This is a genomic window from Gemella haemolysans (genome assembly GCF_012273215.1).
GTDB classification, from domain to species: domain Bacteria; phylum Bacillota; class Bacilli; order Staphylococcales; family Gemellaceae; genus Gemella; species Gemella haemolysans_A.
Map to the genome: position 1 here is coordinate 508,835 of NZ_CP050965.1, position 14,695 is coordinate 523,529.

Here is a 14,695-nt window from a genome sequence, read left to right on the forward strand (position 1 = left end):
TAGATATAACTTTACTTTATAGAAAATACCGTCTATAATATATAAGTATGTTTAATTTTAAGATTGGATTTTATAAATGGATAAGAGAACTATTAAAATTGAAGAAATAACAGACAATAAAATTTTTGTCGAAATATTTTTAGAAGAAGTAAAAAAAATACAAGAAATTCCCAAGATGCCTAAATGTGAGTTTTTGCATATAGGAGCTACAAGTACTAAGCAGGTGCTTGGGGAAAAGATTGTTGATATACTTGTTGTTGTAGAAAATTTACATGAGATAACAACATTTGATGAGAAAAGATTAAATAATATCGGTTATCATAGAATAGCTCATAATGGAACAAAAGGTGTAATAAAATATGCTAGAATTACCAATTATCTAACCATGAGCTATGATGTTGTATTAAATGTAGTGCAACGTGATACGGAAATACATAAAGATTTTATAAAAACTAAAGAAATTTTTAATGATGAAGTTTTAAAAAATGAATATAATTCATTTAAAAATAGTAATAAAGAACTTTCGTTTAAAGATTATTCAACGAAAAAAGTAATATTTATAAATGATATGTTAAAAAGGATTGAAAATAATGATTAAAATAAACAATATTGAGGAGATTCTTCAAAATAGCGAAGTACTATATAATGAACCTCTAAGAAAATATAGTTTTACGAAAACTGGTGGGAACGCAGAAGTTTTAGTAAAAATAACAAATGAACAAGATTTACAAAATATTATTAAATATAGTAATGAAAATAACATAGAACTAACTATTTTAGGAAATGGTTCAAACGTATTAATTTCTGATAATGGTATTGCAGGAATTGTAGCAATTACTAGTGATATGAATAAGATTGAATTATTAGACGGTGATGTTATTTCTTGTTATGCAGGATTAACGTTAAAAGAACTTACAGATTTTTGTATTGAAAATAGCTTAACTAATCTTGAGTTTTCATGTGGTATTCCAGGAAGTGTTGGTGGAGCAATCTTCATGAATGCTGGAGCATATGGTGGTGAGATGAAGGAAGTTGTTCAAAAAGTTGAAGTTTTCACTAGAGATGGTGAAAAGAAAATATATACTAATGAACAAATGGAATTTTCATATAGACATTCTTTAATTCAAGAAACTAAAGAAATCATTTCTAGAGTGTATTTCCAAATGAAAAAAGGAAATAAAGAAGAAATTATTTCTAAAGTAGAAGAATTAAATAAAATGCGCTCAGATAAACAACCTTTAGAATACCCTTCATGTGGATCTGTATTTAAACGACCAGAAGGTTACTTTGCAGGAAAATTAATTCAAGATGCAGGATTACAAGGATTAACTGTAGGTGGAGCCCAAGTTTCGAAAAAACACGCAGGATTTATGGTTAATATAGATTCGGCAACTTGTGAAGATTATAAAAACTTAATTAAAGAAGTTCAACAAAAAGTATTAGAAGACTCTGGTGTTGAACTTGAATGTGAAGTTAAAATATTAGGTGAATAAAAAAGGAGTGACTCAAAAATCGTGATTTCGGAGAAATCGATTTTGTCAAGTCACCCTCGCACAGTTTATTAGATATCTAAAAAGCTTTTATAAAGCGAATTTAGATATCAATAAACCACTGCGTCTATGAGTTCACATATGAACTTTGTTAAATTTCAGGGCTGGATTAGCCCTTTTTTTATTTCATATTATCTATAAATTTTTTATATTGTGCGAGATTTTGTTCATTTTTATTATTTATTTTTGGTGTGTAAAATGTTTTTCCTACTAAGTTATCAGGAAGATATTGTTGCTTGATATAGCCTGTAGGATGGCTATGTGGATATTGATAGCCGACACCACGATTAAGTTTATCGGCACCATAATAATGTGCATCTCTTAGATGATCAGGAATAATAAATTTTGGATTTGTTTTAGTTTCATGTAGTGCATTGTCGATTGCCATATAAGCACTATTAGATTTTAATGATAGAGCTAGTTGGATAACCGCATTAGCTAAAGGTATTCTTGCTTCAGGTAACCCAAGCATTTTCGCACTTTCTATAGCGGCGTGAACAAAAGGTCCGATATTTGGATTAGCAAGACCGATGTCTTCATAAGCTATAACACTCATTCTTCTATATATAGTGTCTAAATCGCCACTATCTATCAGTAGTGCTAAATAGTATAGTGAAGCATCAACATCACTTCCACGTATAGACTTTTGAAAAGCGCTAATAATATCATAAAAAGCATCACCATCTTTATCATAGGCTTTGAATTTCCCTAGAGATAAGTTTAATAGCTTCTCTTTTGTGATAATTTCACCTTCATTTGATAAATTATATAAAATTTCAAAAGTATTTAAAGAAAATCTCAAATCACCAGAAGAGTTTAAAGCGATTGTTTTAAATACATCATCTTCTATATTCAACTCTTTAGGGAATATTTCTTTATTGTTTGATATTTTTTTTAGATATTCATAAATATCATCGTTAGAAACTTGTTGTAATTCGAAAATAATTAAACGTGATCTAATCGCAGGATTCACAGTATGATATGGGTTATTTGTTGTGCATCCAATAACGTATATATTATCAAATTCGATTTCAGGAAGTAGAATATCTTGCATAGGTTTAGTTAGTCTATGAAATTCATCAAGTAGTAAAATTACTTTTTTAAATCTTTTAGATTCTTCTATTACTGCAGTTAAATCTTTCTTCGTACAATTTACAGCATTTAATATTTTAAATTTATAGTCTAGTTCATTAGCTAATGCATTAGCGATTGAAGTTTTTCCTGTTCCAGGGGGACCATATAAAATAAATGAGAACATTTTTTTGCTTTCTACTATTTTAGTGAGAACTTTCCCATCTCCAATTAAATGATGTTGACCAATAATATCACTAATTTTATTAGGTCGTAATTTATTGATAAGTGTTTCCATGGTACCTCCTTAGTTTTTATTTTATAATATAAATTATATCATAATTGAATTGGTTGTTGTTAGTAAGTTTAATTGGAAGTCGTGTTGTATTAGAAAATAATAAAATTTTACATAATATCAATTTTATGGTAAAATATAATAATCACAATTAGGGGATGTTTAGGATTCGACAGGGATGCTAGTCTTCTTGGTAGCATGTAGGAGGGTTGTCTCCTTTAACAACATATCAGTTAAATATAACTGGCGAAAAAACAAATTACGCTTTAGCAGCTTAATAAGCTAAAGGCTGATTACTTTGTTTGACTGTGACAAAGCTAATCGGTTCATTCTTAGCAGTCTACGATTTTTTTCTTCCGTTTGTAGAAAAAAATAAGAGATTAATCAAACTCGTTTTTCATTGCCTGTTTATCGGCTTAAGTGGAAAATTAAATTCAATAGGTAAACTAAACATGTAGAAGCTAAGGGGAGGTATTTTTGGACGCGGGTTCAAATCCCGCCATCTCCATTCTATTGAGATTAATCTCAAATAAAAAGTACGCAGTTAGAAACTGTGTCAACGAGACTCAAGATCTTTAAAATAAAGATTTATGAGTCTCCTTTTTTGTATATCTTAATAATATGTTAATTCGACAAATTTTATTACAAAAATCTAATTGTAACCGCTTGAAATATATATATATATATATTATAATATTAATATAGAGATAATAGTAAATTACCAAAAGGGGGAGGTGATTATGATGAAATTATTATCAATGTTTAAATTTACTAATTTAGATAATCAAGATGAGGTTTATGAAGGTGGAGTAATTTCTATTCTTTTAGCGATAGGTAGACATTTATGGTTAGGATTAACTAATATCGTTAAAGCACTAGGATATACATTTTACCTGGTAACTTGGTTATTGTATATAATAGCATTAATTGTAGGAATAGGATTTATTTTCTATTATTTGTATCTCGTTGGATTAGCTCTATTTTAGTAAAAAAAATTTTTTTAAAAACAGCTGTAACTAAAATTTATAAAGGTTTTAGTTGTAGCTGTTTATTTAGTAATGTTGGTTTGTAAATAGTTATTAGGTATGCTATAATGTAACTATAATCAAAAGGAAGTAAAAAGGATGCTAATTAAATTTTCAGATAGATTTTATTATACAAAACAACGATATATGTATTTAGAACCGACACTTGGTTATTTAAAAGGTGAATATTTTTCTGTAATGTTAGATTCAGGGAATGGTCCTATTCAAGTAGAGAATTTTCTTAATGAATTAAAAGAAAATGATTTACCGATGCCAAGTTATGTAATATTGACCCATCATCACTGGGATCATAGCTTTGGAGCGGCCTATCTAGATATTCCTGTAATTTCTACAGATAGAGCTAGAGACTCTTTAATTGAGTTATCACAACTTAAATGGGATGATGAGAGTCTGTATCAAAGGGTAAAAGATGGAACTGAAATAAAATATAGTGCGGATGTAATAAAAAGAGTTTATGAAAATAATGAAATAAAAATTAGAATACCAGATATGCCAAAAATGGCTGATTTCAATTTGAATCTTGGTGGAGTTAAAATAAATTGTATATATAATGATAACTCACATTCTAATGATGCATTTTTAATTTATATTCCAGAGGAAAAACTATTGTTTTTAGGAGATAGTCATGCTAAAAACTATTATACTAAACCGATGGCATATAATAAGCAGAAGCTCCGTGATTATATAGATAGAATATCAATTCTTGATTTTGAATATGCACTTCCTGGTCATGGAAACATATTTACAAGGGAGGAATTGCTAGAATATCTAGAAAAAGAATATACAAAAATGAGGTGATTACATATGAATTTAATGATGTCTCTCGATTGGATTCTTTTAATTACTATGTCATTAACTTTCTGCCAGCAATTATTCTCAAGAAAATTTAATTTATTTGGAATATTGTCAATAGTTAGTTTAGCGACATACATTGCCTTGCATTCTTATTCTACAGGACTTAGTATTTTTGTTCTATTGCTGTTCATTGGTGGACTTTGTTTAATAGGACTTGAAATGTTTGTCCCAGGAGGAATAGTGGGCACTGTAGGTATCATTACCGTAGTATATGCAATAATTTATGTAAATAAATCAACATATTATATTGCATTTATCTTAATAGTTTCTCTAATACTTGCAGTTATACTGTATTATGTAAATAGAAGTGTTTTCCATAAAAAGTTGGTTTTTCTAGATAGACTTGTATTAACTGATGCTATCTCAACAGAAGGTGGCTATGTAGCAAGTGAAAGTAGATTAGAACTTGTAGGTAAGAAACTTCAAGCATATACAGATTTACGTCCGGCAGGCGTCGCTGTATTTGGCGATGAAAAATTGGATGTAGTAACTGATGGAGACTTTATAGAAAAAGGTAATGAAATAGAAATTATACGTGTTGAAGGAATGCGTATAGTAGTTAAAAAAATATAAATATTTTAAGGAGGTAGTATTATGCCAGAATTAGTTTTCTCAGGTATTATCGTGATAGTAGTACTTATTGTACTATCAATATTCTTTACTTTCTTTCCACTTGGTCTTTGGATTAGTGCGATTGCCGCAGGTGTTAAGGTAAGTATCTTCACACTTGTTGGTATGAGATTAAGACGTGTAATACCAAGTAGAGTAATAAATCCAATGATTAAAGCTCACAAAGCTGGGTTAGCTGTTACTATTAATCAATTGGAAAGTCACTATTTAGCAGGGGGGAATGTGGATAGAGTAATTAATGCTCTAATCGCAGCTCACAGAGCTAATATTGTAAGTTTAACTTTTGAACGTTGTGCAGCTATTGATTTAGCAGGACGTGATGTTCTTCAAGCTGTTCAAATGAGTGTTAACCCGAAAGTTATTGAAACTCCATATATCGCTGGGGTTGCAATTAACGGTATCGAAGTTAAAGCGAAAGCTAGAATTACTGTTCGTGCAAACATTGAACGTTTAGTAGGGGGAGCTGGAGAAGAAACAGTTATCGCCCGTGTAGGTGAAGGTATCGTTTCAACAATCGGTTCTTCAGAATCACATACAGTAGTTTTAGAAAATCCTGATCGTATTTCTAAAACAATCTTAGATAAAGGTTTAGATGCAGGTACTGCATTTGAAATCTTATCGATTGATATTTTGGATGTTGACATCGGTCAAAATATCGGAGCTAACTTACAAACTGAGCAAGCTATTGCTGATAAAAACATCGCTCAAGCTAAAGCAGAACAACGTCGTGCAATGGCAGTTGCAGCTGAACAAGAAATGAAAGCAAGAATCCAAGAGATGCGTGCAAAAGTAGTAGAAGCAGAAGCGGAACTACCACTTGCTATGGCTAAAGCTTTCCAACAAGGTAATCTAGGTATTATGGATTATATGAATTATAAAAATATAGAAGCTGATACAGGTATGAGAGATTCAATTAAACGTATGTCACAACCTGAAACAGGAGCAGGTAAATAATTAGATAAAAAGGAGGATGTGAAATGTCATTTTTAATTTTCGCAGCACCAATAACATTTATCATAATTTTTGCTATTTTCGTAATTGTTTTTGCTTCTGACAGTAAAAGATACAGAAAAAATTTAGATAATTCAAAACAAATGGAATTAGACAATGCTCGAGCACAGGCTTTAAAGGCTGTTGAAGAGATGAAAAGAATTAAAGAAGCTACTGATAAAGACTCTGATGCTTTAAGAAATAGACAAAGTTCATTAAGTAATCAGCAAGTATACGAAGAAGATATTTATGAACAACAAGTTGATAGTACATCTATAAATAAATATCAACAATATTATAATGAAAATTATAATAGAGGTAAAAATAAATTTTCAATGCAGAGAAATTTCGATAATACTAATGTTGTTCAAGATAATTCAAAAAAATTAGAGTTTACACAAGAAAATATAGTTCGTGGATTGATTGCTAACGAGTATCTTAATAGGAATTCTAGGAGGGGAAGATGAGTAGTTTATACATCCCGTTAATCTTTCTATTAGTTTCATTTATTATTGATAAAGTAAGAGAAAATAATAAAACAAAAAAGGAGCCTATTAAGAAAGTTAAGAAGAGTAAGACAAAGGTAAAAAATACCATGTCTAAAGCTCAACAGCAAAAAGAAAGTCCTGTAATAAATCAGCAAACTCTAACTCGTAAATCTTTTGAGAAAAAACAAAGAGTTATAGTAGATAGAGAAAAAGAAATATTTTCAAATTCTTTAACTTTTAATAAAGAAAAAGTTGTTAATGATATAATTTTTTCTGAAATTTTGTCTAAACCAAAAAGTAAAAGATAATAAATAGGAGGTATAAGATGAAAAAATCATTTAACTATATTAGTTATTGTATCTATTCATTTATGCCTCTTTATTTTGTTTTACTTATTTATACCTTTGTAAAACAAGATTTGGACGATATATTATTGACTACACTATTAATAATAGTTTCTATTTTTTCTTTAATTATTCAAAATAGTAGTAAACCTACAAATATCTTTGTTTGCAGCAAGAAAGAACTCTCTAAACAAAAAGGAATAGATTACTATTATTTAGTTTTAATGATAATTATTACATTCTTAATTATAAATCAAAAAGTACAATTAATTTTTAAAATAGTCATACTTGTATTTATCTTTTATTTATTATTTTGCATGCTATTTAAGTACAAAAATTATACATTAATATTATTAGGCTACAAAATGTACTTGATTCGTGATAAAATAGTATATAGTAAAAAAGATCAAAAAGAATTATATAAAATATTGAAAGATAAGAAAAGTTTGCAGATATTAGAAATCTCTAATAACATATATATTGAAAACGAAAAATATAGAATGACAAATTTTTATTGTAATGATTTTTAGATGAATCAAGTAATTATATTATCTAATTCAATTAATAAAAAATAAGGAGATTAGCTATGAGAGTTGTTGATATCATAGATAAAAAGAAAAAAAATAATGAGCTAACGAAAGCCGAAATAGAGTTTTTACTGGAAGGATATCTTTCAGGTAAAGTTCCAGATTATCAGATGAGTTCATTTTTAATGTCAGTATATTTTAATAATATGACTAAAGATGAGCTTACAAACTTCACATTAACAATGAGAGATTCAGGAGATACTATTTTCTTTGATGATTTAGATCATTATTTAGTTGATAAGCACTCTACTGGTGGTGTTGGAGATAAAGTAACAGTTGTTTTAGGACCAATTTTATCAGCTGTAGGAATGGCTACAACTAAGCTTTCAGGAAAAGGTCTAGGTCATACAGGAGGGACAATAGATAAATTTGAGTCTATTAGAAACTTTAAATTTAGTACAACGAAAGAAGAGCTAGTAGAAGTTGCAAGTAAAACTGGAGTTGGATTAATGGGTTATAGTGATAATATTGTTCCATTAGATAAAAAAATCTATGCCTTACGTGATGTTACTGCAACAGTTGATAGTATTCCACTAATCGCTAGTAGTATTATGAGTAAAAAATTAGCTATTCAATCAGATTTAATTATTCTTGATGTTAAAGTAGGAGATGGTGCTTTCATGAAGACTATTGAAGATGCAAGAGAACTATCACGTCGAATGGTAGAAATCGGTAATAGTGTTGGAAGAAAAACAATAGCAGTACTAACTAACATGGAAGAACCTTTAGGATATAATATTGGTAATGCTAATGAAATAATTGAAGGTATCGAGGCTTTAAAAGGAAATTGGTCAAGTGATCTTAAGGAAGTTGTATATGAAATTGTTTATCTAGCGTTAAAACATAAAGGTGAAGTGGAGACATTCGAAGAAGCTAGTGAAAAAATAGATGAAGTTATTAATAATGGTCGTGCTTTAGAATTATTAAAACAGTTTATAGAACTTAGTGGTGGAGACGGTGAAGTATTAAATAATTATGAGTTATTACCAACACCAAAATCAGTATTAGAAGTATTTGCGCAAGAAGATGGATATGTTACTAAGATTAAAGCTGAAGAAGTAGGTAAAGCTGCTATGGTAATAGGTGCAGGTCGTGCAACAAAAGAAGATGAAGTAGATCATGCTGTAGGAATAGAGCTTAAGAAAAAAGTAGGAGATAAGGTAGAAAAAGGTGATCTTATCGCTGAAATTTATTACAATGATGATAAGAATGTAGAGTCTAGTAAAAATATGCTATTAGATGCTTATGTTATCGGAAATGAAAAAATAGAAAATATTAAAAATATATTAGAAATTATAGAATAGAGGTAAAAAATGGGATTAAATAAATATATTGATCATACAATCTTAAAAGCTACGGCAAGTAGTACCGATATCCAAAAATTATGTGAAGAAGCTATTGAACATGAATTTTATAGTGTTTGTGTTAATGGTTGTTATGTTGCTGATGCTAAGCATCTTTTACAAGGTACTGATGTTAAAGTAGCAGCAGTTGTTGGATTTCCATTAGGAGCAATGACAACAGCATCAAAAGTTTTTGAAGCAAAAGAAGCAATCGAAAATGGTGCAAGTGAAATAGATATGGTTATTAATGTTGCAAAATTAAAAGATGGTGAATTCGATTATGTAGAGAATGAAATTCGCCTAATTAAAGAAGCGATTGGTGATAATGTCTTGAAAGTTATTATCGAAACATGTTATTTAACTGATGAAGAAAAAGTTAAAGCCTGTGAATTATCGCTAGTTGCCAAAGCTGATTTTGTTAAAACATCAACAGGATTTGGAACTGGTGGTGCAACTTATGAAGATGTAAAATTAATGAAATCAGTAGTCGGAGATAATGCTAAAGTTAAGGCGAGTGGTGGAGTTAGAGATAAAAAAACTGCTCAAAAATATGTTGACTTAGGAGCTGAAAGATTAGGAACAAGCTCAGGAATTGAGATAGTAAAATAATATTATTAAGTGATTCAGAAGATTGTAAAATATTTTCTGAATCACTTTTTTATTTTCAGGAGGAAAATATGTATAGAAAACGAATAATAGGTAATAATACGGTGTTTTTTATAGCTAAATCTATGTATTTATAGTATAATAAAGGATGGTTTATTATGACGTGAAATATAAAAAGTTATTTTCAATCATTTCACGTGGAAATTGAAGATGGGGAAAACTCCCATATATTTAGATAGAAAAATCATAAAGGAGATTTTAAATGTTACCAAAGTCATTTGAACAATATAAATTTAATGAATTTGTAAATAAGGCAGTAATAGATTTAGGATTTGATAATCCGACAAAAATTCAAGAGAGGGTATTCTCACCAGTATTAAAAGGAAAAAATATAGTAGCTAAATCACAAACAGGAAGTGGGAAAAGTCATTCTTTCTTATTACCAATTTTTAGTAAATTAGATGTAGCTAAGAAAAAAACACAAAGTATTATTCTAGCTCCAACAAGAGAACTTTCAAGACAATTGTATGATATGGCATTGCATATTGCTAGTTTTTCTGAAGAAGACATTAAAATAACATTATGTATTGGTGGACAAGATTTAAATAGGGATATTGAAAGAGTATCTAATGCACCACATATTATTATCGGTACTCCAACACGTGTATTAGAGTTAGATAGAGCAAGTGCTTTAGCAATTAAAGAAGTAGAGAGTCTTGTAATCGATGAATGTGATATGATGATAGATTTAGGATTCATGGAAGATGTTGATAAAATTTCTAAGAGAGCAGCAGAAAATTGTCAATTCTTAGTATTCTCTGCAACGATACCAGCGCAAATGAATCACTTCTTGAAAAAATATCTAAAAAATGCTCAATATATCGAAGTTGATAATGCGAAATTCGGTAAAATTGAATATATTTTAATTCCAGAGAAAAGTTCGTCTCGTTTAGAAAAATTACACGAAATTACTACAGTTATTAATCCTTATTTAGCACTTATCTTTGCTAATAAGAAAACTGAGGTAGAGGAAGTAAGTAGCTATTTAATCTCTAAAGGATTAAATGTAGGTGTACTTCACGGAGATTTAACACCACGTGAACGTAAGCAAATGCAAAGAAGAATTAATAATTTAGATTTCACTTATGTTGTAGCTAGTGATTTAATGAGTCGTGGAATTGATATTGAAGGAGTAAGTCATGTAATTAACTTTAATATTCCTAATGATTTAGACTTCTTTATTCACAGAGCAGGACGTACAGGACGTGCTGGATTAAGCGGTGACTGTATTACAATTTATAACAATAAAGATGAAGAAAAATTACAAGATTTAGAAAAACGTGGTATTGAATTTAATCACCAAGATATTAGAAATGGTGAGTTCGTTGAAGCTAAAGACAGAAATAAACGTCAAAGTAGAAAGAAAGTCGTAGCTGACCATAACCTAACTGAAAAACTGAAATCAAAAGTAAAAGTTTCTAAAAAAGTTAAACCAGGATATAAGAAAAAATATAAATATAAAATGGATAAACTTAAACAAAAAGAAAGAAGAAAATTTGCTAAACGTAGTAATAAGGCAAACAGAGGTAAGTAATGAAGAACTTAAAAATTGGATCTCATGTATCAATGTCAGGAAAAGAAATGATGCTAGGTTCTGTAAAAGAAGCGGCTAGTTATAATAGTGATACATTTATGATTTATACAGGTGCTCCTCAAAATACAAGAAGAAAACCTATTGAAGAATTGAGAATCGAAGAAGCACATAAATTAATGAAAGATAAAAATATTAGTGATATAGTAGTGCATGCACCTTATATTATTAATTTAGCAAATACAGTAAAATCGGAAATCTATCAGCTTGCAGTTGATTTCTTAAGATTAGAAATTGAAAGAACTGAAAAAATTGGTGCTAAGAATATTGTTCTTCACCCTGGTTCACACGTTAAGGCAGGTGCTGATGTTGGGATTGCAAGTATCGTTAAAGGGTTAAACGAGGTGCTAACAAAAGATATGAAACCTAATATTGCTTTGGAAGTTATGGCTGGTAAAGGTAGTGAATGTGGAAAAAATTTTGATGAAATTGCACAAATTATTGATGGAGTTACTTTAAACGAAAAATTAACGGTAACTTTTGATACTTGTCACGTATTTGAAGGTGGATATGATATTGTTAATGATTTAGATGGTGTCCTTACAGAATTTGACAAGATTGTGGGATTAGATAGGATTCAAGTGCTTCATATTAATGATAGTAAAAATACATTAGGTGCACATAAAGATCGCCATGAAAATATCGGATATGGTGGCATTGGATTCGATACGATAAATAGAATTGTTCATTTAGATGAATTCGCAAATATTCCTAAAATTTTAGAGACTCCTTGGTATGGAGAAAAGAAAGATATATCACCTTATAAAGATGAAATTGAAATGTTAAGAAACAAGACATTTGTGGACTTTAAAAAATAGACTATGTAGGAGGTACTTATGAAAATATCAGAAGAAAAAGTTGATAGAATAATGAAACTTCTAAAGGAAAAAGGGTATAAATATACTGATAAAAGAAAAGCTATGGTTGAACTTTTAGTAAAAGAAGATAGATATATTAATGCAAAATATGTATCCGAAACAGTAGGTAAAATGTATCCTGGACTAAGTTTTGATACTATTTATAGAAATCTAAGTACTTATGAAGAAATAGGTATTTTGGAAACTACAGAAATTAAAGGGGAAAAATATTTTAAAATTGGATGTTTGGAAACAGATCATCACCATCACCATCACATATGCTTAAAATGTGGAAAAGCAAAAATAATACATGTACACGTATGTGATGATTTAGAAATTGAAGAATTGAAAGGCTATCGAATAGATGGTCATAAATTTGAGGTTTATGGTTTATGCCCAGATTGTTTGAAAAAAGAGGATAATAAATAATGTTTGAAGGTATTTTGCCGATTTATAAAGAACGTGGAATTACTAGTCATGATGTTGTATTCAGAGCTAGAAGAATTCTTCAAATGAAAAAAATAGGTCATTCTGGTACATTAGATCCTGAGGTAGATGGAGTGTTACTTCTCTTATTAGGAGGAGCGACTAAAGTTAGTGAATATGCAATGGATTTAGGTAAAAGTTATAGAGCTGAAGTTTGTTTAGGGATAAAGACAACTACAGAAGATCTTACAGGAGAAGTTGTTGAAGAATGTAATGTTTCAGACATTAGTGTAGATAAAATTAAAGAAATTCTGAAATCTATGATTGGTGAAATAGAACAAAAGCCACCTATATATTCAGCTATTAAAGTTAATGGTAGAAAATTGTATGAGTATGCTAGACGCGGCCAATTTGATGTGGAAATTCCGACTAGAAAAGTAAATATTTATGATATTACATTTATAGAAAATAGTGAATATTATAAAGATGATAAATTTTATTTTTCTATAGATATAAATTGTGGGAAAGGAACATATGTTCGAACTATAGCTACAAGTATCGGAAAAGAATTAAATTTACCAAGTACGATGAGTAAATTAACGAGAACTAGAAGTGGTGAAATAACATTAGATAATTGTTTAACGCTCTCTGAGATAGAACAACATCTAAAAGATGAAACATTAGAAGGAAAACTTCTAAGAAAAGAATATGCTCTAGAAGAATACAAATTTGTAGAAATACCAAAATTTAGAGCAAAACAAGTGATGAATGGTTTGAGATTTAGGAAAAATCAATTTCCAGATCACGATTTTACAGATGGAATAGTTTTTACTTATGAAAATGAAGCGATAGCAATATATTATTTGAAAGATGAAGAGGATGAATTGTTATCTGTAAAAACTACATTTCCAAAAATAATAGAGTAGGTAAATGAAGATGGAAATATTTAATATTTCAGATATTAGTGAAATAAAAAAAGATAATACTAAAAGAGTGGCTGCATTAGGTTTTTTCGATGGTATTCACAATGCTCATCAAAAAATAATAGGTGATGCAGTGAGTGTAGCTACTGAGGGCGTTAAGTCTATTGTAATAACACTTGATAAGAGCCCGAAGGAGTACTTTGGTAAAACTAGTGAAGAGTTATTAACACCGATAAATAAAAAAAATGAACTATTAGAAAGTTTATCTGTAGATGAAGTCTATTATTTAGAATTTAATGAAAAATTACAGAATTTATCTGCTGATGATTTTATAGATAATATTTTGAAAAAACTAAATATAGAAAAAGTATTTTGTGGATTCGATTATAGATTTGGAAATAAAGGTTTAGGAACTCCAAAATTGATTGAAGAAAATGGCATAGAAATTAGTGTTCAAAATGAACAAACTATAGATGGAGAAAAAATATCTACGACAGTTTTGAAGAAATTTGTTCGAGATGGAGAGTTCCAAAAGTATAGAGAATATTCAGGAAGATTTTATTCAATTTCTGGTCTTGTAGTAAAGGGAAGGCAGTTAGGACGAACTATTAATTTTCCAACTGCTAACCTTCAATTATCAGAAAAATATCTTTTACCAGAAACTAATGGGGTTTATATTACGAAATTAAAAGTTCACAGTGAAATATACAAATCAATTACAAATATAGGTTATAATCCAACTGTTTCAACTGAAAAAAATAAGAAATTTATAGAAACGCATATTTTAGATTTTGATGAAGATATTTATGGTGAAAAAATAGAAATTTTCTTTTATGAATTTTTAAGAAAAGAACAAAAATTCGAGAGCTTTGATCACCTAAAAGAACAACTTAAATTGGATAAAAAAACCTCTGAAGAAAAAGATTATTAAAATCATATTTATATACTGATTTTAGAGGTTATCTCTTGAATTATTATAAAAAATAGTGTACAATTACTTATGTTCCTTATTCGTGGTATAGAAACCCTCCAG

General features: G+C 29.1%; 17 protein-coding genes and 1 other RNA gene. 17 read left to right on the forward strand and 1 reads right to left on the reverse strand.

The features are described from left to right. Positions 1–76 precede the first annotated feature (76 nt). Positions 77–598, forward strand: a complete 522-nt coding sequence (locus FOC48_RS02470; RefSeq protein WP_003146412.1) for a GrpB family protein — start codon at positions 77–79, stop codon at positions 596–598. Continuing rightward, entirely contained in the window at positions 591–1,493 is a 903-nt protein-coding gene (gene murB, locus FOC48_RS02475) for a UDP-N-acetylmuramate dehydrogenase (RefSeq protein WP_003146410.1), read from the forward strand. Before FOC48_RS02470 ends, murB begins: the two co-directional genes overlap by 8 nt. Before the next feature lie 178 nt (positions 1,494–1,671). On the opposite strand, the gene FOC48_RS02480 is transcribed toward murB, so the two are convergent. Then, on the reverse strand, positions 1,672–2,919 hold the full coding sequence (locus FOC48_RS02480; protein ID WP_003146409.1) for a replication-associated recombination protein A: 1,248 nt from the start codon (positions 2,917–2,919) through the stop codon (positions 1,672–1,674). Positions 2,920–3,070: 151 nt separating this feature from the next. On the opposite strand from FOC48_RS02480, the gene ssrA reads away from it, so the two are divergent. From ssrA to FOC48_RS02555, 15 genes are all read left to right on the forward strand, one after another. After that, positions 3,071–3,427, forward strand: a transfer-messenger RNA (tmRNA) gene (gene ssrA / locus FOC48_RS02485). A gap of 229 nt (positions 3,428–3,656) precedes the next feature. Then, positions 3,657–3,902 carry a hypothetical protein gene (locus tag FOC48_RS02490; RefSeq protein ID WP_003146408.1) on the forward strand — a complete coding sequence of 82 codons (246 nt, stop codon included), beginning with the start codon at positions 3,657–3,659 and terminating at the stop codon, positions 3,900–3,902. Positions 3,903–4,040: 138 nt separating this feature from the next. Beyond that, positions 4,041–4,760: an MBL fold metallo-hydrolase gene (locus FOC48_RS02495; RefSeq protein ID WP_003146406.1), complete on the forward strand. Its 720-nt coding sequence runs from the start codon at positions 4,041–4,043 to the stop codon at positions 4,758–4,760. 6 nt (positions 4,761–4,766) lie between these two features. After that, entirely contained in the window at positions 4,767–5,390 is a 624-nt protein-coding gene (locus tag FOC48_RS02500; RefSeq protein WP_003146404.1) for an NfeD family protein, read from the forward strand. 21 nt (positions 5,391–5,411) lie between these two features. Continuing rightward, positions 5,412–6,401: a flotillin-like protein FloA gene (floA, locus tag FOC48_RS02505; RefSeq protein WP_003146403.1), complete on the forward strand. Its 990-nt coding sequence runs from the start codon at positions 5,412–5,414 to the stop codon at positions 6,399–6,401. A 23-nt stretch (positions 6,402–6,424) separates the two neighbouring features. After that, positions 6,425–6,904, forward strand: a complete 480-nt coding sequence (locus FOC48_RS02510; protein WP_003146402.1) for a crotonobetainyl-CoA--carnitine CoA-transferase — start codon at positions 6,425–6,427, stop codon at positions 6,902–6,904. Then, positions 6,901–7,233 carry a hypothetical protein gene (locus FOC48_RS02515; RefSeq protein ID WP_003146399.1) on the forward strand — a complete coding sequence of 111 codons (333 nt, stop codon included), beginning with the start codon at positions 6,901–6,903 and terminating at the stop codon, positions 7,231–7,233. Before FOC48_RS02510 ends, FOC48_RS02515 begins: the two co-directional genes overlap by 4 nt. 17 nt (positions 7,234–7,250) lie before the next feature. Further along, positions 7,251–7,799 carry a hypothetical protein gene (locus FOC48_RS02520; RefSeq protein WP_003146397.1) on the forward strand — a complete coding sequence of 183 codons (549 nt, stop codon included), beginning with the start codon at positions 7,251–7,253 and terminating at the stop codon, positions 7,797–7,799. Positions 7,800–7,855: 56 nt separating this feature from the next. Further along, positions 7,856–9,160, forward strand: a complete 1,305-nt coding sequence (locus tag FOC48_RS02525) for a thymidine phosphorylase (RefSeq protein WP_003146396.1) — start codon at positions 7,856–7,858, stop codon at positions 9,158–9,160. 9 nt (positions 9,161–9,169) lie between these two features. Beyond that, positions 9,170–9,808, forward strand: a complete 639-nt coding sequence (gene deoC, locus FOC48_RS02530; protein WP_003146395.1) for a deoxyribose-phosphate aldolase — start codon at positions 9,170–9,172, stop codon at positions 9,806–9,808. A gap of 259 nt (positions 9,809–10,067) precedes the next feature. Then, a complete protein-coding gene (locus tag FOC48_RS02535) occupies positions 10,068–11,399 on the forward strand; it encodes a DEAD/DEAH box helicase (RefSeq protein WP_003146394.1) in 1,332 nt (443 codons plus the stop codon). After that, positions 11,399–12,274, forward strand: coding sequence for a deoxyribonuclease IV (locus FOC48_RS02540; protein WP_003146393.1), 876 nt, complete (start codon positions 11,399–11,401; stop codon positions 12,272–12,274). The genes FOC48_RS02535 and FOC48_RS02540 overlap by 1 nt, the downstream gene beginning before the upstream one ends. A gap of 18 nt (positions 12,275–12,292) precedes the next feature. Continuing rightward, positions 12,293–12,742 carry a Fur family transcriptional regulator gene (locus tag FOC48_RS02545; protein WP_003146392.1) on the forward strand — a complete coding sequence of 150 codons (450 nt, stop codon included), beginning with the start codon at positions 12,293–12,295 and terminating at the stop codon, positions 12,740–12,742. Continuing rightward, the gene (gene truB / locus FOC48_RS02550; RefSeq protein ID WP_003146391.1) at positions 12,742–13,665 is read left to right on the forward strand and encodes a tRNA pseudouridine(55) synthase TruB; all 924 of its coding nucleotides are present in this window, start codon (positions 12,742–12,744) and stop codon (positions 13,663–13,665) included. The genes FOC48_RS02545 and truB overlap by 1 nt, the downstream gene beginning before the upstream one ends. A 10-nt stretch (positions 13,666–13,675) precedes the next feature. Further along, complete coding sequence (locus FOC48_RS02555; RefSeq protein ID WP_172497833.1) at positions 13,676–14,593, forward strand: bifunctional riboflavin kinase/FAD synthetase; 918 nt, start codon at positions 13,676–13,678, stop codon at positions 14,591–14,593. The last annotated feature ends 102 nt before the right edge of the window (positions 14,594–14,695 follow it).

Excerpts from the sequence above, each read along its gene's own strand:
- FOC48_RS02510 (WP_003146402.1), top strand. The coding sequence starts at position 6,425 with ATGTCATTTTTAATTTTCGCAGCACCAATAACATTTATCATAATTTTT.
- FOC48_RS02480 (WP_003146409.1), bottom strand. The coding sequence starts at position 2,919 with ATGGAAACACTTATCAATAAATTACGACCTAATAAAATTAGTGATATT.
- FOC48_RS02540 (WP_003146393.1), top strand. The coding sequence starts at position 11,399 with ATGAAGAACTTAAAAATTGGATCTCATGTATCAATGTCAGGAAAAGAA.
- FOC48_RS02490 (WP_003146408.1), top strand. The coding sequence starts at position 3,657 with ATGATGAAATTATTATCAATGTTTAAATTTACTAATTTAGATAATCAA.
- FOC48_RS02515 (WP_003146399.1), top strand. The coding sequence starts at position 6,901 with ATGAGTAGTTTATACATCCCGTTAATCTTTCTATTAGTTTCATTTATT.
- FOC48_RS02470 (WP_003146412.1), top strand. The coding sequence starts at position 77 with ATGGATAAGAGAACTATTAAAATTGAAGAAATAACAGACAATAAAATT.
- deoC (WP_003146395.1), top strand. The coding sequence starts at position 9,170 with ATGGGATTAAATAAATATATTGATCATACAATCTTAAAAGCTACGGCA.
- FOC48_RS02535 (WP_003146394.1), top strand. The coding sequence starts at position 10,068 with ATGTTACCAAAGTCATTTGAACAATATAAATTTAATGAATTTGTAAAT.
- FOC48_RS02555 (WP_172497833.1), top strand. The coding sequence starts at position 13,676 with ATGGAAATATTTAATATTTCAGATATTAGTGAAATAAAAAAAGATAAT.
- FOC48_RS02495 (WP_003146406.1), top strand. The coding sequence starts at position 4,041 with ATGCTAATTAAATTTTCAGATAGATTTTATTATACAAAACAACGATAT.
- floA (WP_003146403.1), top strand. The coding sequence starts at position 5,412 with ATGCCAGAATTAGTTTTCTCAGGTATTATCGTGATAGTAGTACTTATT.
- murB (WP_003146410.1), top strand. The coding sequence starts at position 591 with ATGATTAAAATAAACAATATTGAGGAGATTCTTCAAAATAGCGAAGTA.
- FOC48_RS02500 (WP_003146404.1), top strand. The coding sequence starts at position 4,767 with ATGAATTTAATGATGTCTCTCGATTGGATTCTTTTAATTACTATGTCA.
- FOC48_RS02545 (WP_003146392.1), top strand. The coding sequence starts at position 12,293 with ATGAAAATATCAGAAGAAAAAGTTGATAGAATAATGAAACTTCTAAAG.
- truB (WP_003146391.1), top strand. The coding sequence starts at position 12,742 with ATGTTTGAAGGTATTTTGCCGATTTATAAAGAACGTGGAATTACTAGT.
- FOC48_RS02525 (WP_003146396.1), top strand. The coding sequence starts at position 7,856 with ATGAGAGTTGTTGATATCATAGATAAAAAGAAAAAAAATAATGAGCTA.
- FOC48_RS02520 (WP_003146397.1), top strand. The coding sequence starts at position 7,251 with ATGAAAAAATCATTTAACTATATTAGTTATTGTATCTATTCATTTATG.